Raw genomic sequence first — 13,885 nt, 5'->3', positions numbered from 1 at the left:
GAACGCCGGGACCCGGATCCCATGGCGGTGTGGCGGATTGGAAGAGCGCTGAGTTCATGGCGTCAGCCTCCAAGCCATTCCATCTGGGTCCCGGCATGCGCCGGGATGAGCGGGTTGTGAGGGTTAGGGCTTGGTCCCCAGCTCGGCCTTGAAGAACCCCACCACCTTGGCGTCGAAATCCCTGTGGAAGGCCGTGCGGTCGAAGTCCGGGGCGCTGTTGCAGATGGCCGGGACGTTCTTGCGGGTCCAGGCGTCGCAGGGCGCCAGGAAGTCGAAGTGCCGGGCCCCGGGCACGAGGTGGAACTCGGTCGAGGCGGCGGGCAGGGCCTTCAGCACGGCCGTGGCGTGGAACGGGTCGGGAAGGATCTCGTCGTCGGACGCGCGCCACAGCTGGACCGGGGCCTTGAGGCCCGCCAGGGTCTGCTCCCGGAAGGCGTAGCCCAGGGCCGGGGCGGCCGAGACCACGGCGCGGATGCGGCTGTCGTGCACCCAGGGCGCGGCGGCCTGGGCGGTGTTCATCGGGACCTTGGCCAGCAGCTGGCAGTCATAGTGCGTGGGATGGTCCCGGCAGTGGCTCGGGATGCGGCCGAAGTCCAGTTCGCCGCCGGCCGCCGCCAGCACCGTGAAGCCGCCCGACGAGAAGCCGAAGGCGCCGACCCGGTCCGGGTCCAGCCGGGCGTGGTCGCTCCAGTCGGCCAGCATGTAGTCGATCAGCACGTGCAACTGGCGCGGGCGGTCGACCAGGTCGGTGGCGTGGCTCTGGTCCTTGTAGTTGTCGCCGGTGTGGGTCAGGGCGGCGACGACGAAGCCGGCCTTGGCCAGGGCGACGGCGGTGTCCCAGTGGCCGCCGAACCAGCCGCCGTTGCCGTGCGACATGACGACCAGCGGCAGGTGGTCGCCGGCCAGCGGCGCGCCGAGCGCCAGGGGCTGGTCGCCGAGATTGGGCGGCGGGGCCTTGGCCGGGGTGTCGGTGGGGTACCAGACCCCGACTTCGATGGGCGCTCCCTTGGAGTCGGGCACGGAGACCGTCTTGAAGCCGACGTCCGCGGCGGCGACGGCGGGCGAGGCCAGGCAGGCGAGGGCGAGGCACAGGACGGTGAGGCGTGGAAGCAGGCGGGGCATCGGGAGCTCCGAAGTGGAAGGAAGACCCCTCGGATGCGGCGGCCCGCGAACCTTCGCCATGCCCGATGCGTGAACGGGCGAATGGGTTCGCGAACCGGCGATCGGTCGGTATAGAAGCGGCATGACCTCCAAGGCCGCGCTCTTCGGCGCTCCCCGAGACTGGGCTGTCGACATCGCCGTGGCGACGGCGGTGGGCGCCTTCCTGGGCGTGGTCGGGCCCTATGGCAGCTTCTTCAACGGGCCGCTGATCGTGCGGCTGGCCTATTGGATCACCGCCATGTGGATCGGGGTGGCGGTGTTCGGGGTGGGTGTGCGGCTGGCCCTGGCGATCGGCTGGCGCTTCGGCCTGCCCGCCTGGTTCATGGCGGCCGTGGCCGCCCTCGTCGGGGCGGCGGTCCAGACCCTGATCGTCTCGCGCATCGCGGTGTGGCTGTGGCCCCAGCTGTCCGACTTCACCCCGATGGTCTGGTTCGGCCAGTGCCTGGCGATCTCGATCCCGCTGGTGGGCGGCTACATCTTGCTGCGCCCGCGCCTGCTGGGCTCAGAGGTCGGGCCCGCGCCGGGGCCGGTCGCCGTCGAGGAGGCCCCCGCGCCCGTCGTCGGCCCGGTGCTGTGCCTGCGCATGGAGGACCATTATGTGCGGATCTGCACGCCCGGCGGCTCGCGTCTGGTGACCGGCCCGTTCGAGCGCGTGATCGCCGGCATGGCCGAGGAGGGGATGCGGGTTCACCGCTCGTGGTGGGTGGCCCGGGCGGCCGTCACCGGGGTGGTCGCGGACGGCCGCAATCTGCGCCTGACCCTGAAAGGCGGCCTCGCGGCGCCGGTCTCTCGCGCCTCGGTGGCCAGGCTCCGGGAGGCCGGCTGGCTGGCCCCGGAACCCGTCGGCGAAAAATAGGGTGAAACCCGCCGCGACCGGACGTCGCGGACCGCCCGCGGCCAGGCTCGCGGCGACGCTCCGAAGCCTCCTGTGAAGCCTGTAAATTTCTCGCGACAGAACGCCGCAATCTCGCCTCATAGGTGAACGGCGAAGCCGTCCTGGAGGGGTGAAAGCGGAGCAATCTGGCCCTTTACAAGTCCGGGAAATCAAGCAGTTCCGGCCAAAAGGAATCGTCTTGACGGACTGTCCACAGGCCCCTGCGACCAATGTGCCAACCGAGTCGTTGACCGCTTGCGCCCGATTCGCAAATCAGATTAACCATTTCTCCAACGAGATCGTTCACCAATTAACCTGTCTTAAATTAACTGTCCGGCAGAGTGCAGGACGGGTTTCACCGGCGGATTCCGCCTAGCTGTCGAATATTGCCGCCGAAGGGCGGGGAGGGCTGCATGCGCGTACTGTTGATCGAGGATGACAGCGCCACCGCGCAGACCATCGAGCTGATGCTGAAGTCTGAAGGCTTCAACGTCTACACGACGGATCTTGGCGAAGAGGGCGTGGATCTGGGCAAGATCTATGACTACGACCTCATCCTGCTGGACCTGAATCTGCCCGACATGAGCGGCCTGGATGTTCTGCGCACCCTGCGGGTGGCGAAGGTGAACACGCCGATCATGATCCTGTCGGGCAGCGCCGAGATCGACACGAAGGTGAAGACCTTCTCGGGCGGCGCCGACGACTACATGACCAAGCCCTTCCACAAGGACGAGATGATCGCCCGCATCCACGCGGTGGTCCGTCGTTCGAAGGGTCACGCCCAGTCGGTCATCAAGACGGGCGACATCATCGTCAACCTGGACGCCAAGACGGTGGAAGTGAACGGCAACCGCGTTCACCTGACCGGCAAGGAATACCAGATGCTGGAGCTGCTCTCCCTGCGCAAGGGCACGACCCTGACCAAGGAGATGTTCCTCAACCACCTGTACGGCGGCATGGACGAGCCTGAGCTGAAGATCATCGACGTCTTCATCTGCAAGCTGCGCAAGAAGCTGGCGGCCTCGGCCCAGGGCAAGCACCACATCGAGACGGTCTGGGGCCGCGGCTATGTGCTGCGTGACCCGAACGAGCAGGTCAACGCGGCGTAATCGCCAGCGGAAGAAACCCGAAAAGTTGAGCGCCCGTCTCTCCGGAGGCGGGCGTTTTCCTTTGTGAAGACAGGGCTTTAACCCTGTCCGTGACAAATCGCCCGAAGCACCGAATAGTCCTTGCCCGAACCTGGCGTCATCCGCCATTTTCCGGCGCGAGGTTTGCTGGGGGGCATCCCAGCCGTGTCATTTTGAACGTGCGCGGCATCAGTACCAGTCGGGGCTTACCAGTCGGGGGCTTGATGCAAGAATTCGATCCGAGGCGGCCGACCCTGCGTCTGGCCCCGAAAGTCTTCACCGCGATCGCCGGTCTGGCCGCCCTGGGCCTGGGCTGGAAGCTGACCGCGACCGATGCGCCGGTCCAGGTGGTCCAGGCGCCGCTCGACGCCAACGCCCTGGCCGCCCTGCAGCACGCCGCCTTCGCCAGCGCCGAGGCCCAGCCGGGCTTCGAGCGTCCGGAATCGATCCCGGTCAAGGTGCGTCCCGGCGAGACCCTGGAAGGCGCGGTCCTGCGCACCGGCATCGCCCCCAACGACGCCCACCAGGTGGTCACCGCCCTGCAGGGCGCGATCGACACCGTCAACATCAAGGCCGGCATGGCCTTCGAGGCCGCCGTGGCCGAGCGCCGCAACGGCCGCGCCGGCTCGGCCCGCCTGATCGGCCTGAGCATGCGCACCGGCCCGTCCTCGACCCTGACCGTCTCGCGCACCTTCGACGGCGCCATGAAGCTGCGCGAGCTGGAGGAGAAGGTCACCGACGAGACCAAGGTCGCCTGCGGCAAGATGGAGGGCTCGTTCTACGAGAGCGTCTCCGACGTCGGCGGCACGCCGGCCATCGTCAGCCAGGCCGCCCAGCTGTTCTCGCACAAGATCGACTTCTCGCGCGACATCCACGAGGGCGACCAGTTCTGCCTGGTGTTCGGCCGCAAGGTCACCGAGAGCGGCCGCACGGTCGAGGCCGGCGACCTGGAATACGCCGAGGTGAAGGGCCAGAAGTTCTACGCCTTCGACCGCGACGGTCCCGACGGCAAGCCGCAGTTCTTCGACGAGCTGGGCAAGAACATCAAAGGCTTCCTGCTGCGCACGCCGGTCGACGGCGCCCGCATCACCTCCACCTTCGGCCAGCGCAAGCACCCGGTGCTGGGCTACACCCGCGCCCACCAGGGCGTGGACTTCGGGGCCGGCACCGGCACCCCGATCCTGGCGGCCGGCGACGGCGTGGTGCTGGAGGCCCGCCGCTGGAGCGGCTACGGCAACTGGCTGCGCATCCGGCATTCGGGCCAGTGGGACACCGGCTACGGCCACATCTCGCGCTACGCCCCCGGCATCCGCCCCGGCGTGCATGTGCGCCAGGGCCAGGTGGTGGCCTATGTCGGCGCCACGGGCCTGGCGACCGGCCCGCACCTGCACTACGAGGTCTGGCTGAACGGCAAGCGCGTCAATCCGATCGGCGCCAAGGTGCCCCAGGGCACGATCCTGGCCGGCGGCGAGCTGACCCGCTTCAAGGCCCAGCGCGCCCGCATCGACCACCTGCTGGCCGCCGGCGGCGACGCCGTCGAGGACAAGGCCGCCCCGAAGCTGGCCATGGCCAGCCTGGACAAGGGCAAGGGCCCGGCGCTGCGCTAGGGCTTACTGGAGGACGGGCATCCAGACGCCGTCCAGGCGCTGTTTCAGTTCCATATTGCCAAGCCCGTCGCGCCGATCGGCGGTTACGGTATGGGCGTATCGGGAACCGTCGGAGTCCAGGACGCAAACGCGATAAGGCCGCCCCGCCTCCCTGGGCAGGCCTTCTCGCATGCGCCAGGGACCGAACCATAGCTTCCTGACCTCGACGAGGCGCTGATCCCGGTTCGCCGCGAACCGGTTGATGGCCGCCAGATCGTCGGACGGCGCAGGTCTGGACATCCGCCAGATCGTCGGGCCGACAAGCAGCGCGACAAAGGCGATGCAACCGCCTGGAAAGACCAGCCAGGAAAGGATGTCGGCGAGGAGGGCGTCCATTCGCCCAATGGTGACGGTTCGAGAGACCTCTGCCAACCCCGACGGCCAGAGCTTGACCATCGCCGCCGCCCGCCGCATCCCTGGACGATGAAGTCACTGCCCGCCCTCAAGCCCGACTCCGAGGACATGCTGCATCTCGACGCCCTGCGGATCGTCGGGGCGCTGATGATCGTGGTGTTCCACTTCAACCGCTACATCAACCTGGATGGGCGCTGGCAGGTGGCCGACGACATGATCAAGGGCTTTTCCCTGATCGTGGACCTGTTCTTCCTGATCTCCGGCTATGTCATGGCGGCGATCTATACCGGCCGGCTGACCAGCTGGAGCAAGTACGGGACCTTCCTGAAGAAGCGGGTGGCGCGGCTGGGGCCGCTGCATTGGGCCACGATGCTGGTGTTCATCGGCGTCTGGGCGGCCGGCGCGATGCACTGGGGCGGCGACGTCGACCCCAAGCGCTACGATCTCGCCTGCATCGTCCCCAACGTGCTGTTCGTCCACGCCTGGCATACCTGCCATTCCCAGACCTGGAACTTCGTCAGCTGGGCGATCAGCGCGGAGATGGGCCTCTACCTGGCCCTGCCGCTGCTGTTCTGGATCACCGGGCGCGGGCGGATCGTGACGGCCGCCGTGGCCGTCGCCAGCTTCGTGGTGCTGCTGCTCAATCCCGACGGCGAGATGCCCTTCCACCAGTGGACCTGGAACTTCGGCGTGCTGCGCGCCGTGCCGGGCTTCCTGCTGGGCATGCTGGCCTTCCAGCTGCGCGAGCCGCTGGGCAAGCTGCCCTTCGCGCGTTTCTGGATGTGGGGCCTGCTGGCGGTGTTCCTCGTGGCCTCGACCTTCCGGATCGAGCGCACCCTGCTGCTGCTGATCGTCTACGCCCTGGGCCTGGCCGGCGTGGCCGCCGACGCGGCCGGGACGCAGGGCGGGGTCAGCCGCCGGCTGGCCCCCTGGGCCCAGCTGAGCTTCAGCCTCTACCTGCTGCACCCGATCGCCCTGAAGATGGGGATCAACTGGGTGGGCGTGGCGGGCTGGGGCCTGACCGGCGACGCCCTGCGGCTGTGGGTGCTGTTCTGGGTGCTGGCCCTGATCCCCGCGGCCTATCTGTCGCTGGTGCTGTTCGAGCGCCCGGCGCGGGACTGGATTTCGGGGCTGGGCGCCAAGAAGGAACCCCTCTCTCATTGAGAGAGGGAGGGGCCCGCCGCGCAGCGGTGGGAGGGTGAGAGGTTTCACCGCTGGCCGGGTTGGCGCCATCGTGCGGACATTGGGAACGTCCGCGAAGAGGGAAGCTGAATCTAGCTTCCTGGCTTCCGAAGCAAGGTCCAGGTCGCCCATCCAAGTCCGATCAGGAACGCCGCAATCCCCACGAGGATGATGTTGTCCTTCGTTGGTTCCGACGCTCCCAGCGCGCTGCCGATGTTGACCGCGAGGATCGTCAAACCGAATGGCAACCCTATTGCCAGGATCAGCGTTTGGCGGCGCGTATAACGCTTCATTCCGTATTCCCTCCGTTCAGCCCAGCTCTAACGAACATTCCGAAGGTCCACCATGGATCGACAGCAGAGTTAGGCACGCGCCTGGCGGCGGTCCCCGCGCCCTGCCGACATGCCGGCCGGCGGTGTAACCACTCACCCTCCCATGGCTTCGCCATGGGCCCCTCCCTCTCTCTAAGAGAGAGGGTTCAAGCGAGGCTATCCACCCACGCCGGCAGCTCTGAAATCGACCCCAGCTCAACATACCGCCCATGATCCTTCGGCGCCGTCGCCGCCTCGTGCGCCCAGACCAGCGGATACGGGATCAGGGCCGCCCAGGCGCCGGCGTCCAGTGCCGGGATGATGTCGGACTTCACCGAATTGCCGGCCATCACCGCCTGCTCCGGCCCCGAGCCGTGGCGGGCGAAGACCCGGCGGTAGGTGTCGGCGTCCTTCTCCGAGACGATCTCGACCGCGGCGAACAGGTCGCCCAGGCCCGAGGCGGCCAGCTTCTGCTCCTGGTGCAGCAGGTCGCCCTTGGTGATCAGCACCAGGCGGTAGCGCTCGGACAGCGTCGCCAGGGCCTTCTCGACGCCGGGCAGGGGCTCGACCGGCTCGGTCAGCATCTCGCGGCCGGCGGCCAGGATCTGGCGGATCACGCCGATGCTGACCTGGCTGTCGGTCAGGTCCATCGCCGTCTCGATCATCGACAGGGTGAAGCCCTTCGCCCCGTAGCCGTAGAGCCGCAGGTTGCGCTTCTCGGTCTCGGCCAGCTTGGCGTCGATCTGGGCCTCGTCGCCGTAGGGGGCCAGCAGTTCGACGAACCGCTTGTGGGTCAGGCGGAAGATCGTCTCGTTGTGCCAAAGGGTGTCGTCGGCGTCGACGCCGACGGTGGTGACGGGCATTGGGGCTCTCCGGGTCGAAGCCGGGTGATACGCCGCATCGGGCGTCCAGACCAAGACGTCGCGTGCGGCCGTCGCGGCGCGCGCGTCAGCCTTCCTCGCCTTCGCCCTCGCCGTCCTGGGCCAACTCGCCGTCGCCGCGGAACGTGCGCTCTTCCAGCTTGAGGCGTTCTTGCTCGAACCGGTTGGTCAGGTGGAGCATCTGCTCCGTCAGGTTCGCCGACACGGCCGAGGCCGGTTCTTGGGCGGGATCGTCATAGGAATCCGACATGCAGGCTTACAGACACAGTTAGGGCGCCCCCGCCCATGCATCAGCAAACGATGTCGGCTGCCCGACGTTCCTAGGGTCAAGCTAGGTTTTTCGTCCTGGAACCGAGGCTAGAACCACTGCGTCACGAAGATCGCCGCGCTGACCGGCACGGCCGCCACGAGCATCACGCGCAGGCCCGTCTCGACCAGGCCGAACCAGCCGGCGGCGGGAACTGGGGCGATGCGGGCGACGAGGGTGCTCATGGGTCTGCTCCTTGGAGCTTGACTGTAGGCTCCAAGAGATTAACGCGCCGCCGTCGCCGACGGATGCGTTCCTGCGACAAGTTGTTCCAGCTGTGGCGCCGAAGCGACGGCCAGGGCTTAGGCGAAGGTCTCAAAGCGTTGTCATCCCGGAAAGCGCGCAGCGTTTGTCTGGGACCCAGGGGCGGCTGCACGGCTTTCGCCCGGTCCCCTGGGCCCGGACAGCCTCTGCGAGGCTTCCGGGATGACAACCTTTTTGGAAACGCACCCCTCCCGAAAGGGCGAAGCGAGGGCTAGACCCAGGACGGCGGCGACTGCCGGGTGTCCGGCGCCGCCGGTCGCGCGGCGTAGACCCGGTGGCCCTTGTAGACGCGGCGCAGCGAGGCGGGGAACCGGTGCAGGGCCCCGGCGGGACGGATGGGCCGGGCCGAGAAGTCGCCGCCGCAGTCGGGGCAGACGCCCGAGAATCGCGTTTCCACGCACGCGATGCAGAAGGTGCTCTCGAAGGTGCAGATCCGCGCGTCCGGGCTGTCGGGCGGCAGGTCGCGATCGCAGCACTCGCAATTGGGACGCAACTCGAGCATGGGCCGTCCTCCCGTGTTCTTGTGCTTATTGTGGCGCTTAGCCCTTCCAGCATAAGGGCTCGGGGCGCTCCCGCGCGAGGGGACTCTTTCACCGATCACGGGAATGTGGGGCCAAGCTCCGACTCCCGTGATCCAGGGGGTTGACCCCCCCGTCATACCCCCCTAGACACGCCGCCGTTTGCGCGGCGGGTTGGGGTTACTCCCGGCCCGCCTTTTTGCGAGAATGACCGGCCATTCTGGCCCCGCGTTTAGGAGGCGCTTTCCGAGATGTCCCAAGACCTTCTCCCCCCTCCTGTTTTGCTTAAGGGCGTCACCGGTATCCTGGCCCTGGCCGACGGCACCATCCTCCAAGGCGTGGGTTGCGGCGCGACCGGCGATGCGGTCGGCGAGGTGTGTTTCAACACCGCCATGACCGGCTACCAGGAGATCCTGACGGACCCCTCCTACATGGCCCAGATCGTCGCCTTCACCTTCCCGCACGTGGGCAATGTGGGCACGAACGTCGAGGACATCGAGCAGATGGCCGGCGGGGCCGAGACGGCCGCCCGCGGCGCGATCTTCCGCGACGCCCCGACCGACCAGGCCAACTGGCGCGCCGACAGCGACTTCGACGGCTGGATGAAGCGCCGCAACATGATCGGCCTGGCCGGCGTCGACACCCGCGCCCTGACCCGCAAGATCCGCGAGACCGGCATGCCGCACGGCGTGATCGCCCACGCGCCCGACGGCCAGTTCGACATCCCCGCCCTGGTCGCCAAGGCCAAGGCCTGGGCCGGCCTGGAAGGCCTGGACCTGGCCAAGGACGCCTCGACCACCCAGACCTTCACCTGGGACGAGGGCCTGTGGTCGTGGCCGGAAGGCTACGCCAAGCTGGACAAGCCCAAGTACGAGGTCGTGGTCCTGGACTACGGCGTCAAGCGCAACATCCTGCGCGCCCTGGCCCATGTGGGCGCGCGCGCCACGGTGGTGCCGGCCAACACCTCGGCCGAGGACATCCTGGCCCGCAATCCCGACGGCGTGCTGCTGTCGAACGGCCCGGGCGACCCGGCCGCGACCGGCGAATACGCCGTGCCCGAGATCAAGAAGCTGGTGGCCAGCGGCAAGCCGGTGTTCGGCATCTGCCTGGGACACCAGATGCTGGCCCTGGCGGTGGGCGCCAAGACCGTGAAGATGGAGCAGGGACACCATGGGGCCAACCACCCCGTGAAGGACCTGACGACCGGCAAGGTCGAGATCGTCTCGATGAACCACGGCTTCACCGTCGACAGCGCCTCGCTGCCGAAGGCGGTCACAGAGACCCACGTCTCGCTGTTCGACGGCACCAACGCCGGCATCGCCCTGACCGACAAGCCGGTGTTCAGCGTCCAGCACCACCCGGAAGCCTCGCCCGGCCCGACCGACAGCCTCTATCTGTTCGAGCGCTTCGCCGGCCTGATGGACGCGGCGAAGTAGGCTCGCCCGTAAGGCTCAGCTTACACAAAACGACTTCCAGACTGTCATGCCCGCATCACGCTCCCCGCCGGGGAGCGTGATAGCGTCCTCGCGTTCCGGTTCACCTGCGACCCTTACGCGAGGATCCCATGACCTATGAACGCATCGGCGGCGAGGCGATCGCCAACGCCGCCCTCGACGACTTCTTCCAGCGCGCCCAGGAAGACGACCTGCTGGCCCATCTGGTCGGCCCGGTGATCTCGCCGGGCGTGCGGGCCTTCATGGCCGCGGCGCTGGACCTGGACAACAACGACGAGACCCGCCTGACGCCGGCCCTGGCCTGGCTGTCGGAAGAAGGGCTGGAGGACGACGACCTCGACCACATGGTCGGCCATCTGGTGCTGGTCCTGGAGGCGCGCGGCGTCGACGACGAGGTGACCGCCCAGATCGCCGACCGCGCCGAAGCCCTGCGCGACGCCGCCCTGGGCGTATGGCCCGAGGACGACGAGGAAGAGGAGGACGAAGAGGACGAGGTGGCGGCCTGATCCTCCCCCTGTGGGGGAGGTGTCGGCGCAGCCGACGGAGGGGGGAGTGGTCGGCAAGCGACCACAACCCGGACCTTCGATCCTAGTACTCCCCCCACCGATCGCTGCGCGATCGCCTCCCCCACAGGGGGAGGGACTTAAGTCCCGAACTGCGTGAACGGGACCTTGTTGAACAGCTCGCGCTCGGCCCCGCGGGGGTCGTCTTCCAGGCGCGAGACGGTGTCGAACACCATGGTCTGGCGGCGGGGCAGCTCGTAGGGCTGCCAGTTGGGCAGGGACGAGGTGTTGGGGTTGCCCGTGCGCGCGAAGGCGATGAAGGCGTCGGCCAGGGTCTCGTGCATGGCCACGGCGTCGGGGCCCGAGCCGGTGATCACGCCGGGCGCGTCGAAATTGCCGAACACCAGCTGCATGTCCAGCGTGTGGGGGGCGCCCCAGAAGCCGCCGTCCTTGGGCGCGCGCCAGTTCAGCTGGTAGGCCCAGGCGGGGGCGCCGGCCTTGGCCCGTTCCTCGTCCTGGATGATCGCCGCCTTCCAGGAGCGGCCGGCCGTGGCCGCCGCGAAATAGACGTCCGACGGCGTGTAATCCGGATAGATCTTGCGGTAGGCCGCCACCACCGTGGCCGGGTCGATGTCGACGCGGGCGTTGAACTGGCTGGGCAGCTTGGCGATCACCTGCTCCCAGGTCAGGTTCATCAGGCTCTTGTCGTAGCCGACGAAGCCGCGCACCTCGTCATGGGTGTTGCCGCACATCATCGGCACCGACAGCCCCACCGGCGAGGCGTCGGGGAAGAACGGGTGGCGGGTCAGGGTCCGCTCGTCCAGCACCGGGCCCATATAGACCCCGCCGCTGCCGGCGATCGGATCGACGGCCTTCAGGCCGTTCAGGAAGGTCTCGGCGGGCAGGGCGCGCAGGCCGGCCAGGTCCTGGACCCCCAGCTTGTCGATGAAGCCCTTGGCGCGCTTGGTGGCGTTGAACGGGCCGGCGGCGGTGACCTGCTGGCCGCTCATGGTGGCGGCGCGGTGGAACAGGCCCTTGGCCGTCGGCATGGCCATCAGGGTGGCGATCTTGGCGCCGCCGCCCGACTGGCCGAACAGCATGACATTGCCCGGGTCCCCGCCGAACGCGGCGATGTTGTCGCGCACCCACTGCAGGGCCAGGACCAGGTCCATCTGGCCGACATTGCCGCTGTCGGCCACCGACGGATCGTCGAACAGGCGGGCCAGGTACAGGTAGCCGAAGGCGTTGAGCCGGTGGTTGACCGTCACCACCACCACGTCGCCGCGCTTGGCCAGCTTGGTCCCGTCGTACCAGGGGCTGGCGCCCGAGCCGGTGTTGTAGGCGCCGCCGTGGATGTAGAACATCACCGGCCGCTTCACACCGTCGGCCAGCCCGCCCTTCTTGCCGGCTTTGGCGGGGGTCCAGACATTGAGGAACAGGCAGTCCTCGCTCTGGCTCTCGCCGTCCTCGCCCTTGCCCTGAGGGCAGGCCGCGCCATAGGCCAGGGCGTCGGCGACGCCGGTCCAGGGCTTGGGCGGCTGGGGCGGCATGAAGCGTCCCGCGCCGCCGGTGTCGGCCCCGTAGCGCAGGCCCTTGAACACCTGGACGCCTTCACCCGCCGCGCCGCGCACCTTGCCGTAGGTGGTGGTCACCACCGGACCCGGCTTGGCGCTCGCGGCCTGGCCCAGGCTGGGCGCGAGGCTCGCGGCGGCCGCCGCGCCTCCGGCGATCAGCAGCTGGCGACGGTCGAGGTCGTTTGGGGCGTCCATGGGCTTCCTCCGGCGTCTTGGCGGCGCACTAGCGGGATAGAAAATGACACCGGTGACAAGGTGCGAAAACCCATTTTCCGCATACCCCGTGACGAGCGGATTTGAGATAGGTCAGCCCTTCGCGTGGGTCGCCACCCAGTCGACGATCACCGCCAGGGCCGCCGGCGCCATGGTCTCCTCGATCGCGCCATAGCCGGGAGCCTGGCCGGGCGGCACGGTCTGCAGCAGGTGGTTCAGGCCCGGCAGCTCCTGGATCGTGGCGTCGGGATTCTGGGCCAGGGCGGCGCGCATCGGCGGCAGGTTGATGGCTGGAATGACGTTCAGGTCCTGGCCGCCATTGACGTCCAGCACCGGGCATTTCAGCGCCTTCAGGTTCGGGACCGGATCCGCCGCCAGGAAGTAGCGCATCCAGGGCAGGGACAGGAAGGCGGCCTTGCGCTCGGCGGCCGGTTCCGGCGTCCCGCCGGCCACGAACAGCGCCTTCAGCTTGGCGGCCGCGGCGGCCTGGTCGGGCTCGGCCTTGACGATCTCGTAGGCGGCGCGGTTCTCGGTCGAGGCGGCGTCGACCTTGGCCAGCGGCGCGCCGTGGGCCAGCATCAGGGCGCGGGTCTGGCTCAGCAGCACCCGTTCGCCGTTCACGCCCGGCCCGCCGATCATCGCCACGAAGGCGATGCGCGGATCCTTGGCCGCCACCATCGGGGCGATCAGCCCGCCCTCGCTGTGGCCGATCAGGCCGACGCGGCCGGGATCGATGTCCTTGCGGGTCCGCAGGAAGGCCACGCCGGCCTCCACGTCGGTGGCGAAGTCGGCGCTGGTGGCGGCCATCAGCGTCTTGCCGGCTTCCGAGCCGCCCACGCCGCGGTCGTCGACCCGCAGCACGGCCACGCCCCGACGGGTCAGGGCGTCGGCGATCAGCAGGAATGGTTTGTGGCCCTCGATGGTCTCGTCGCGGTCCTGGCTGCCCGAGCCGGTGATCATCAGGGCCACGGGGAAGGGGCCGGCGCCCTGCGGCAGGGTCAGGGTCCCGGCCAGCTTCAGGCCCGAGGCCGGATTGACGTAGGCGACCTCTTCGGCGCGATAGGGGAAGGGCGGCTTGGGCGTCTGCGGACGCGGCGCGGCCGCCGGCGCGGTGCGGGTGAAGGTCAGGGGCGCGGAGCCGCCGCCTTGACGCCAGGCGCCCGCCAGGCTGGCGCCGTCGGCCGCGACGGTCCCTTCGAAGCGGGCGGCGGGGCTGGTCAGCACCACCGTCAGGGACGAGCCGCTGAGGCTGACGGTGGCCGGCAGGCCCGACGCTCCCTGGGAAGGGCTGTCGATGCTGCCCGTCCCGTCGGCCTGGACGTGCAGCACCAGCGGCAGCTTCACCCCGACGTTCAGCGTCCCGTACCAGTCGCCGAGGATCGGCGTCAGGTCCTGGGCCTGGGCGGTCGCGGGAGCCGCGAGGGGGGCGATCATGGGGATCGCGGCGAACAGGGCGACCAGCGCCGGACGAACAAGCTGAGCCATGATCCCCGAACCGTGTTTCGACGGCGGCAGC

The 13,885-nt window shown here is 68.7% G+C and carries 15 protein-coding genes; 6 read left to right on the top strand and 9 right to left on the bottom strand.

The window, feature by feature from the left end:
- Positions 1–123 precede the first annotated feature (123 nt).
- Positions 124–1,122 (bottom strand): dienelactone hydrolase, encoded by a 999-nt coding sequence (locus BR39_RS0116320; RefSeq protein WP_029914073.1) that lies wholly within the window; start codon positions 1,120–1,122, stop codon positions 124–126.
- A 121-nt stretch (positions 1,123–1,243) separates the two neighbouring features.
- On the opposite strand from BR39_RS0116320, the gene BR39_RS0116315 reads away from it, so the two are divergent.
- From BR39_RS0116315 to BR39_RS0116305, 3 genes are all read left to right on the top strand, one after another.
- Complete coding sequence (locus BR39_RS0116315; RefSeq protein WP_029914071.1) at positions 1,244–2,017, top strand: LytTR family DNA-binding domain-containing protein; 774 nt, start codon at positions 1,244–1,246, stop codon at positions 2,015–2,017.
- 431 nt (positions 2,018–2,448) lie between these two features.
- Positions 2,449–3,144: a response regulator transcription factor CtrA gene (gene ctrA, locus BR39_RS0116310; protein ID WP_029914069.1), complete on the top strand. Its 696-nt coding sequence runs from the start codon at positions 2,449–2,451 to the stop codon at positions 3,142–3,144.
- A 242-nt stretch (positions 3,145–3,386) separates the two neighbouring features.
- Complete coding sequence (locus BR39_RS0116305) at positions 3,387–4,769, top strand: peptidoglycan DD-metalloendopeptidase family protein (RefSeq protein ID WP_029914068.1); 1,383 nt, start codon at positions 3,387–3,389, stop codon at positions 4,767–4,769.
- 3 nt (positions 4,770–4,772) lie between these two features.
- Here BR39_RS0116305 and BR39_RS0116300 read toward each other — a convergent pair whose 3' ends face one another.
- A complete protein-coding gene (locus tag BR39_RS0116300) occupies positions 4,773–5,204 on the bottom strand; it encodes a hypothetical protein (RefSeq protein ID WP_156035800.1) in 432 nt (143 codons plus the stop codon).
- 27 nt (positions 5,205–5,231) lie between these two features.
- Here BR39_RS0116300 and BR39_RS0116295 point away from each other — a divergent pair, with 27 nt between their 5' ends.
- Positions 5,232–6,326 carry an acyltransferase gene (locus tag BR39_RS0116295; RefSeq protein WP_029914064.1) on the top strand — a complete coding sequence of 365 codons (1,095 nt, stop codon included), beginning with the start codon at positions 5,232–5,234 and terminating at the stop codon, positions 6,324–6,326.
- A gap of 110 nt (positions 6,327–6,436) precedes the next feature.
- Here the strand turns inward: BR39_RS0116295 and BR39_RS26570 are convergent, their stop codons facing one another.
- The 5 genes from BR39_RS26570 to BR39_RS0116275 form a co-directional block, all read right to left on the bottom strand.
- Positions 6,437–6,637, bottom strand: a complete 201-nt coding sequence (locus tag BR39_RS26570; RefSeq protein ID WP_156035799.1) for a hypothetical protein — start codon at positions 6,635–6,637, stop codon at positions 6,437–6,439.
- A 185-nt stretch (positions 6,638–6,822) separates the two neighbouring features.
- Positions 6,823–7,518 (bottom strand): HAD family hydrolase, encoded by a 696-nt coding sequence (locus BR39_RS0116290; protein WP_029914061.1) that lies wholly within the window; start codon positions 7,516–7,518, stop codon positions 6,823–6,825.
- A gap of 85 nt (positions 7,519–7,603) precedes the next feature.
- A complete protein-coding gene (locus BR39_RS0116285; protein ID WP_029914059.1) occupies positions 7,604–7,786 on the bottom strand; it encodes a hypothetical protein in 183 nt (60 codons plus the stop codon).
- 107 nt (positions 7,787–7,893) lie between these two features.
- Positions 7,894–8,028 carry a hypothetical protein gene (locus tag BR39_RS27275; RefSeq protein ID WP_255347300.1) on the bottom strand — a complete coding sequence of 45 codons (135 nt, stop codon included), beginning with the start codon at positions 8,026–8,028 and terminating at the stop codon, positions 7,894–7,896.
- 290 nt (positions 8,029–8,318) lie between these two features.
- A complete protein-coding gene (locus BR39_RS0116275) occupies positions 8,319–8,609 on the bottom strand; it encodes a DUF1272 domain-containing protein (protein WP_029914057.1) in 291 nt (96 codons plus the stop codon).
- A 267-nt stretch (positions 8,610–8,876) separates the two neighbouring features.
- Between BR39_RS0116275 and carA the strand changes: the two genes are divergently transcribed.
- Together carA and BR39_RS0116265 are read left to right on the top strand one after the other, a co-directional pair.
- A complete protein-coding gene (gene carA / locus BR39_RS0116270; RefSeq protein WP_029914056.1) occupies positions 8,877–10,061 on the top strand; it encodes a glutamine-hydrolyzing carbamoyl-phosphate synthase small subunit in 1,185 nt (394 codons plus the stop codon).
- 128 nt (positions 10,062–10,189) lie between these two features.
- Positions 10,190–10,585 carry a hypothetical protein gene (locus BR39_RS0116265; RefSeq protein ID WP_029914053.1) on the top strand — a complete coding sequence of 132 codons (396 nt, stop codon included), beginning with the start codon at positions 10,190–10,192 and terminating at the stop codon, positions 10,583–10,585.
- 137 nt (positions 10,586–10,722) lie between these two features.
- Here the strand turns inward: BR39_RS0116265 and BR39_RS0116260 are convergent, their stop codons facing one another.
- The gene (locus tag BR39_RS0116260; protein WP_029914051.1) at positions 10,723–12,351 is read right to left on the bottom strand and encodes a carboxylesterase/lipase family protein; all 1,629 of its coding nucleotides are present in this window, start codon (positions 12,349–12,351) and stop codon (positions 10,723–10,725) included.
- Positions 12,352–12,462: 111 nt separating this feature from the next.
- Positions 12,463–13,854, bottom strand: a complete 1,392-nt coding sequence (locus BR39_RS0116255; protein WP_051695794.1) for a S9 family peptidase — start codon at positions 13,852–13,854, stop codon at positions 12,463–12,465.
- Positions 13,855–13,885: the final 31 nt, after the last annotated feature.

The sequence above is a fragment of the Caulobacter sp. UNC358MFTsu5.1 genome (assembly GCF_000712075.1).
GTDB lineage: Bacteria > Pseudomonadota > Alphaproteobacteria > Caulobacterales > Caulobacteraceae > Caulobacter.
Note: the sequence above shows the minus strand (reverse complement) of the source record. Positions and strands in the feature narration are given on the sequence as shown.

Bases quoted from the DNA above. Each gene is read 5' to 3' on its own strand.
- BR39_RS0116320 (WP_029914073.1), bottom strand. From the start codon at position 1,122: ATGCCCCGCCTGCTTCCACGCCTCACCGTCCTGTGCCTCGCCCTCGCC.
- BR39_RS0116315 (WP_029914071.1), top strand. From the start codon at position 1,244: ATGACCTCCAAGGCCGCGCTCTTCGGCGCTCCCCGAGACTGGGCTGTC.
- ctrA (WP_029914069.1), top strand. From the start codon at position 2,449: ATGCGCGTACTGTTGATCGAGGATGACAGCGCCACCGCGCAGACCATC.
- BR39_RS0116305 (WP_029914068.1), top strand. From the start codon at position 3,387: ATGCAAGAATTCGATCCGAGGCGGCCGACCCTGCGTCTGGCCCCGAAA.
- BR39_RS0116300 (WP_156035800.1), bottom strand. From the start codon at position 5,204: ATGGTCAAGCTCTGGCCGTCGGGGTTGGCAGAGGTCTCTCGAACCGTC.
- BR39_RS0116295 (WP_029914064.1), top strand. From the start codon at position 5,232: ATGAAGTCACTGCCCGCCCTCAAGCCCGACTCCGAGGACATGCTGCAT.
- BR39_RS26570 (WP_156035799.1), bottom strand. From the start codon at position 6,637: ATGAAGCGTTATACGCGCCGCCAAACGCTGATCCTGGCAATAGGGTTG.
- BR39_RS0116290 (WP_029914061.1), bottom strand. From the start codon at position 7,518: ATGCCCGTCACCACCGTCGGCGTCGACGCCGACGACACCCTTTGGCAC.
- BR39_RS0116285 (WP_029914059.1), bottom strand. From the start codon at position 7,786: ATGTCGGATTCCTATGACGATCCCGCCCAAGAACCGGCCTCGGCCGTG.
- BR39_RS27275 (WP_255347300.1), bottom strand. From the start codon at position 8,028: ATGAGCACCCTCGTCGCCCGCATCGCCCCAGTTCCCGCCGCCGGCTGG.
- BR39_RS0116275 (WP_029914057.1), bottom strand. From the start codon at position 8,609: ATGCTCGAGTTGCGTCCCAATTGCGAGTGCTGCGATCGCGACCTGCCG.
- carA (WP_029914056.1), top strand. From the start codon at position 8,877: ATGTCCCAAGACCTTCTCCCCCCTCCTGTTTTGCTTAAGGGCGTCACC.
- BR39_RS0116265 (WP_029914053.1), top strand. From the start codon at position 10,190: ATGACCTATGAACGCATCGGCGGCGAGGCGATCGCCAACGCCGCCCTC.
- BR39_RS0116260 (WP_029914051.1), bottom strand. From the start codon at position 12,351: ATGGACGCCCCAAACGACCTCGACCGTCGCCAGCTGCTGATCGCCGGA.
- BR39_RS0116255 (WP_051695794.1), bottom strand. From the start codon at position 13,854: ATGGCTCAGCTTGTTCGTCCGGCGCTGGTCGCCCTGTTCGCCGCGATC.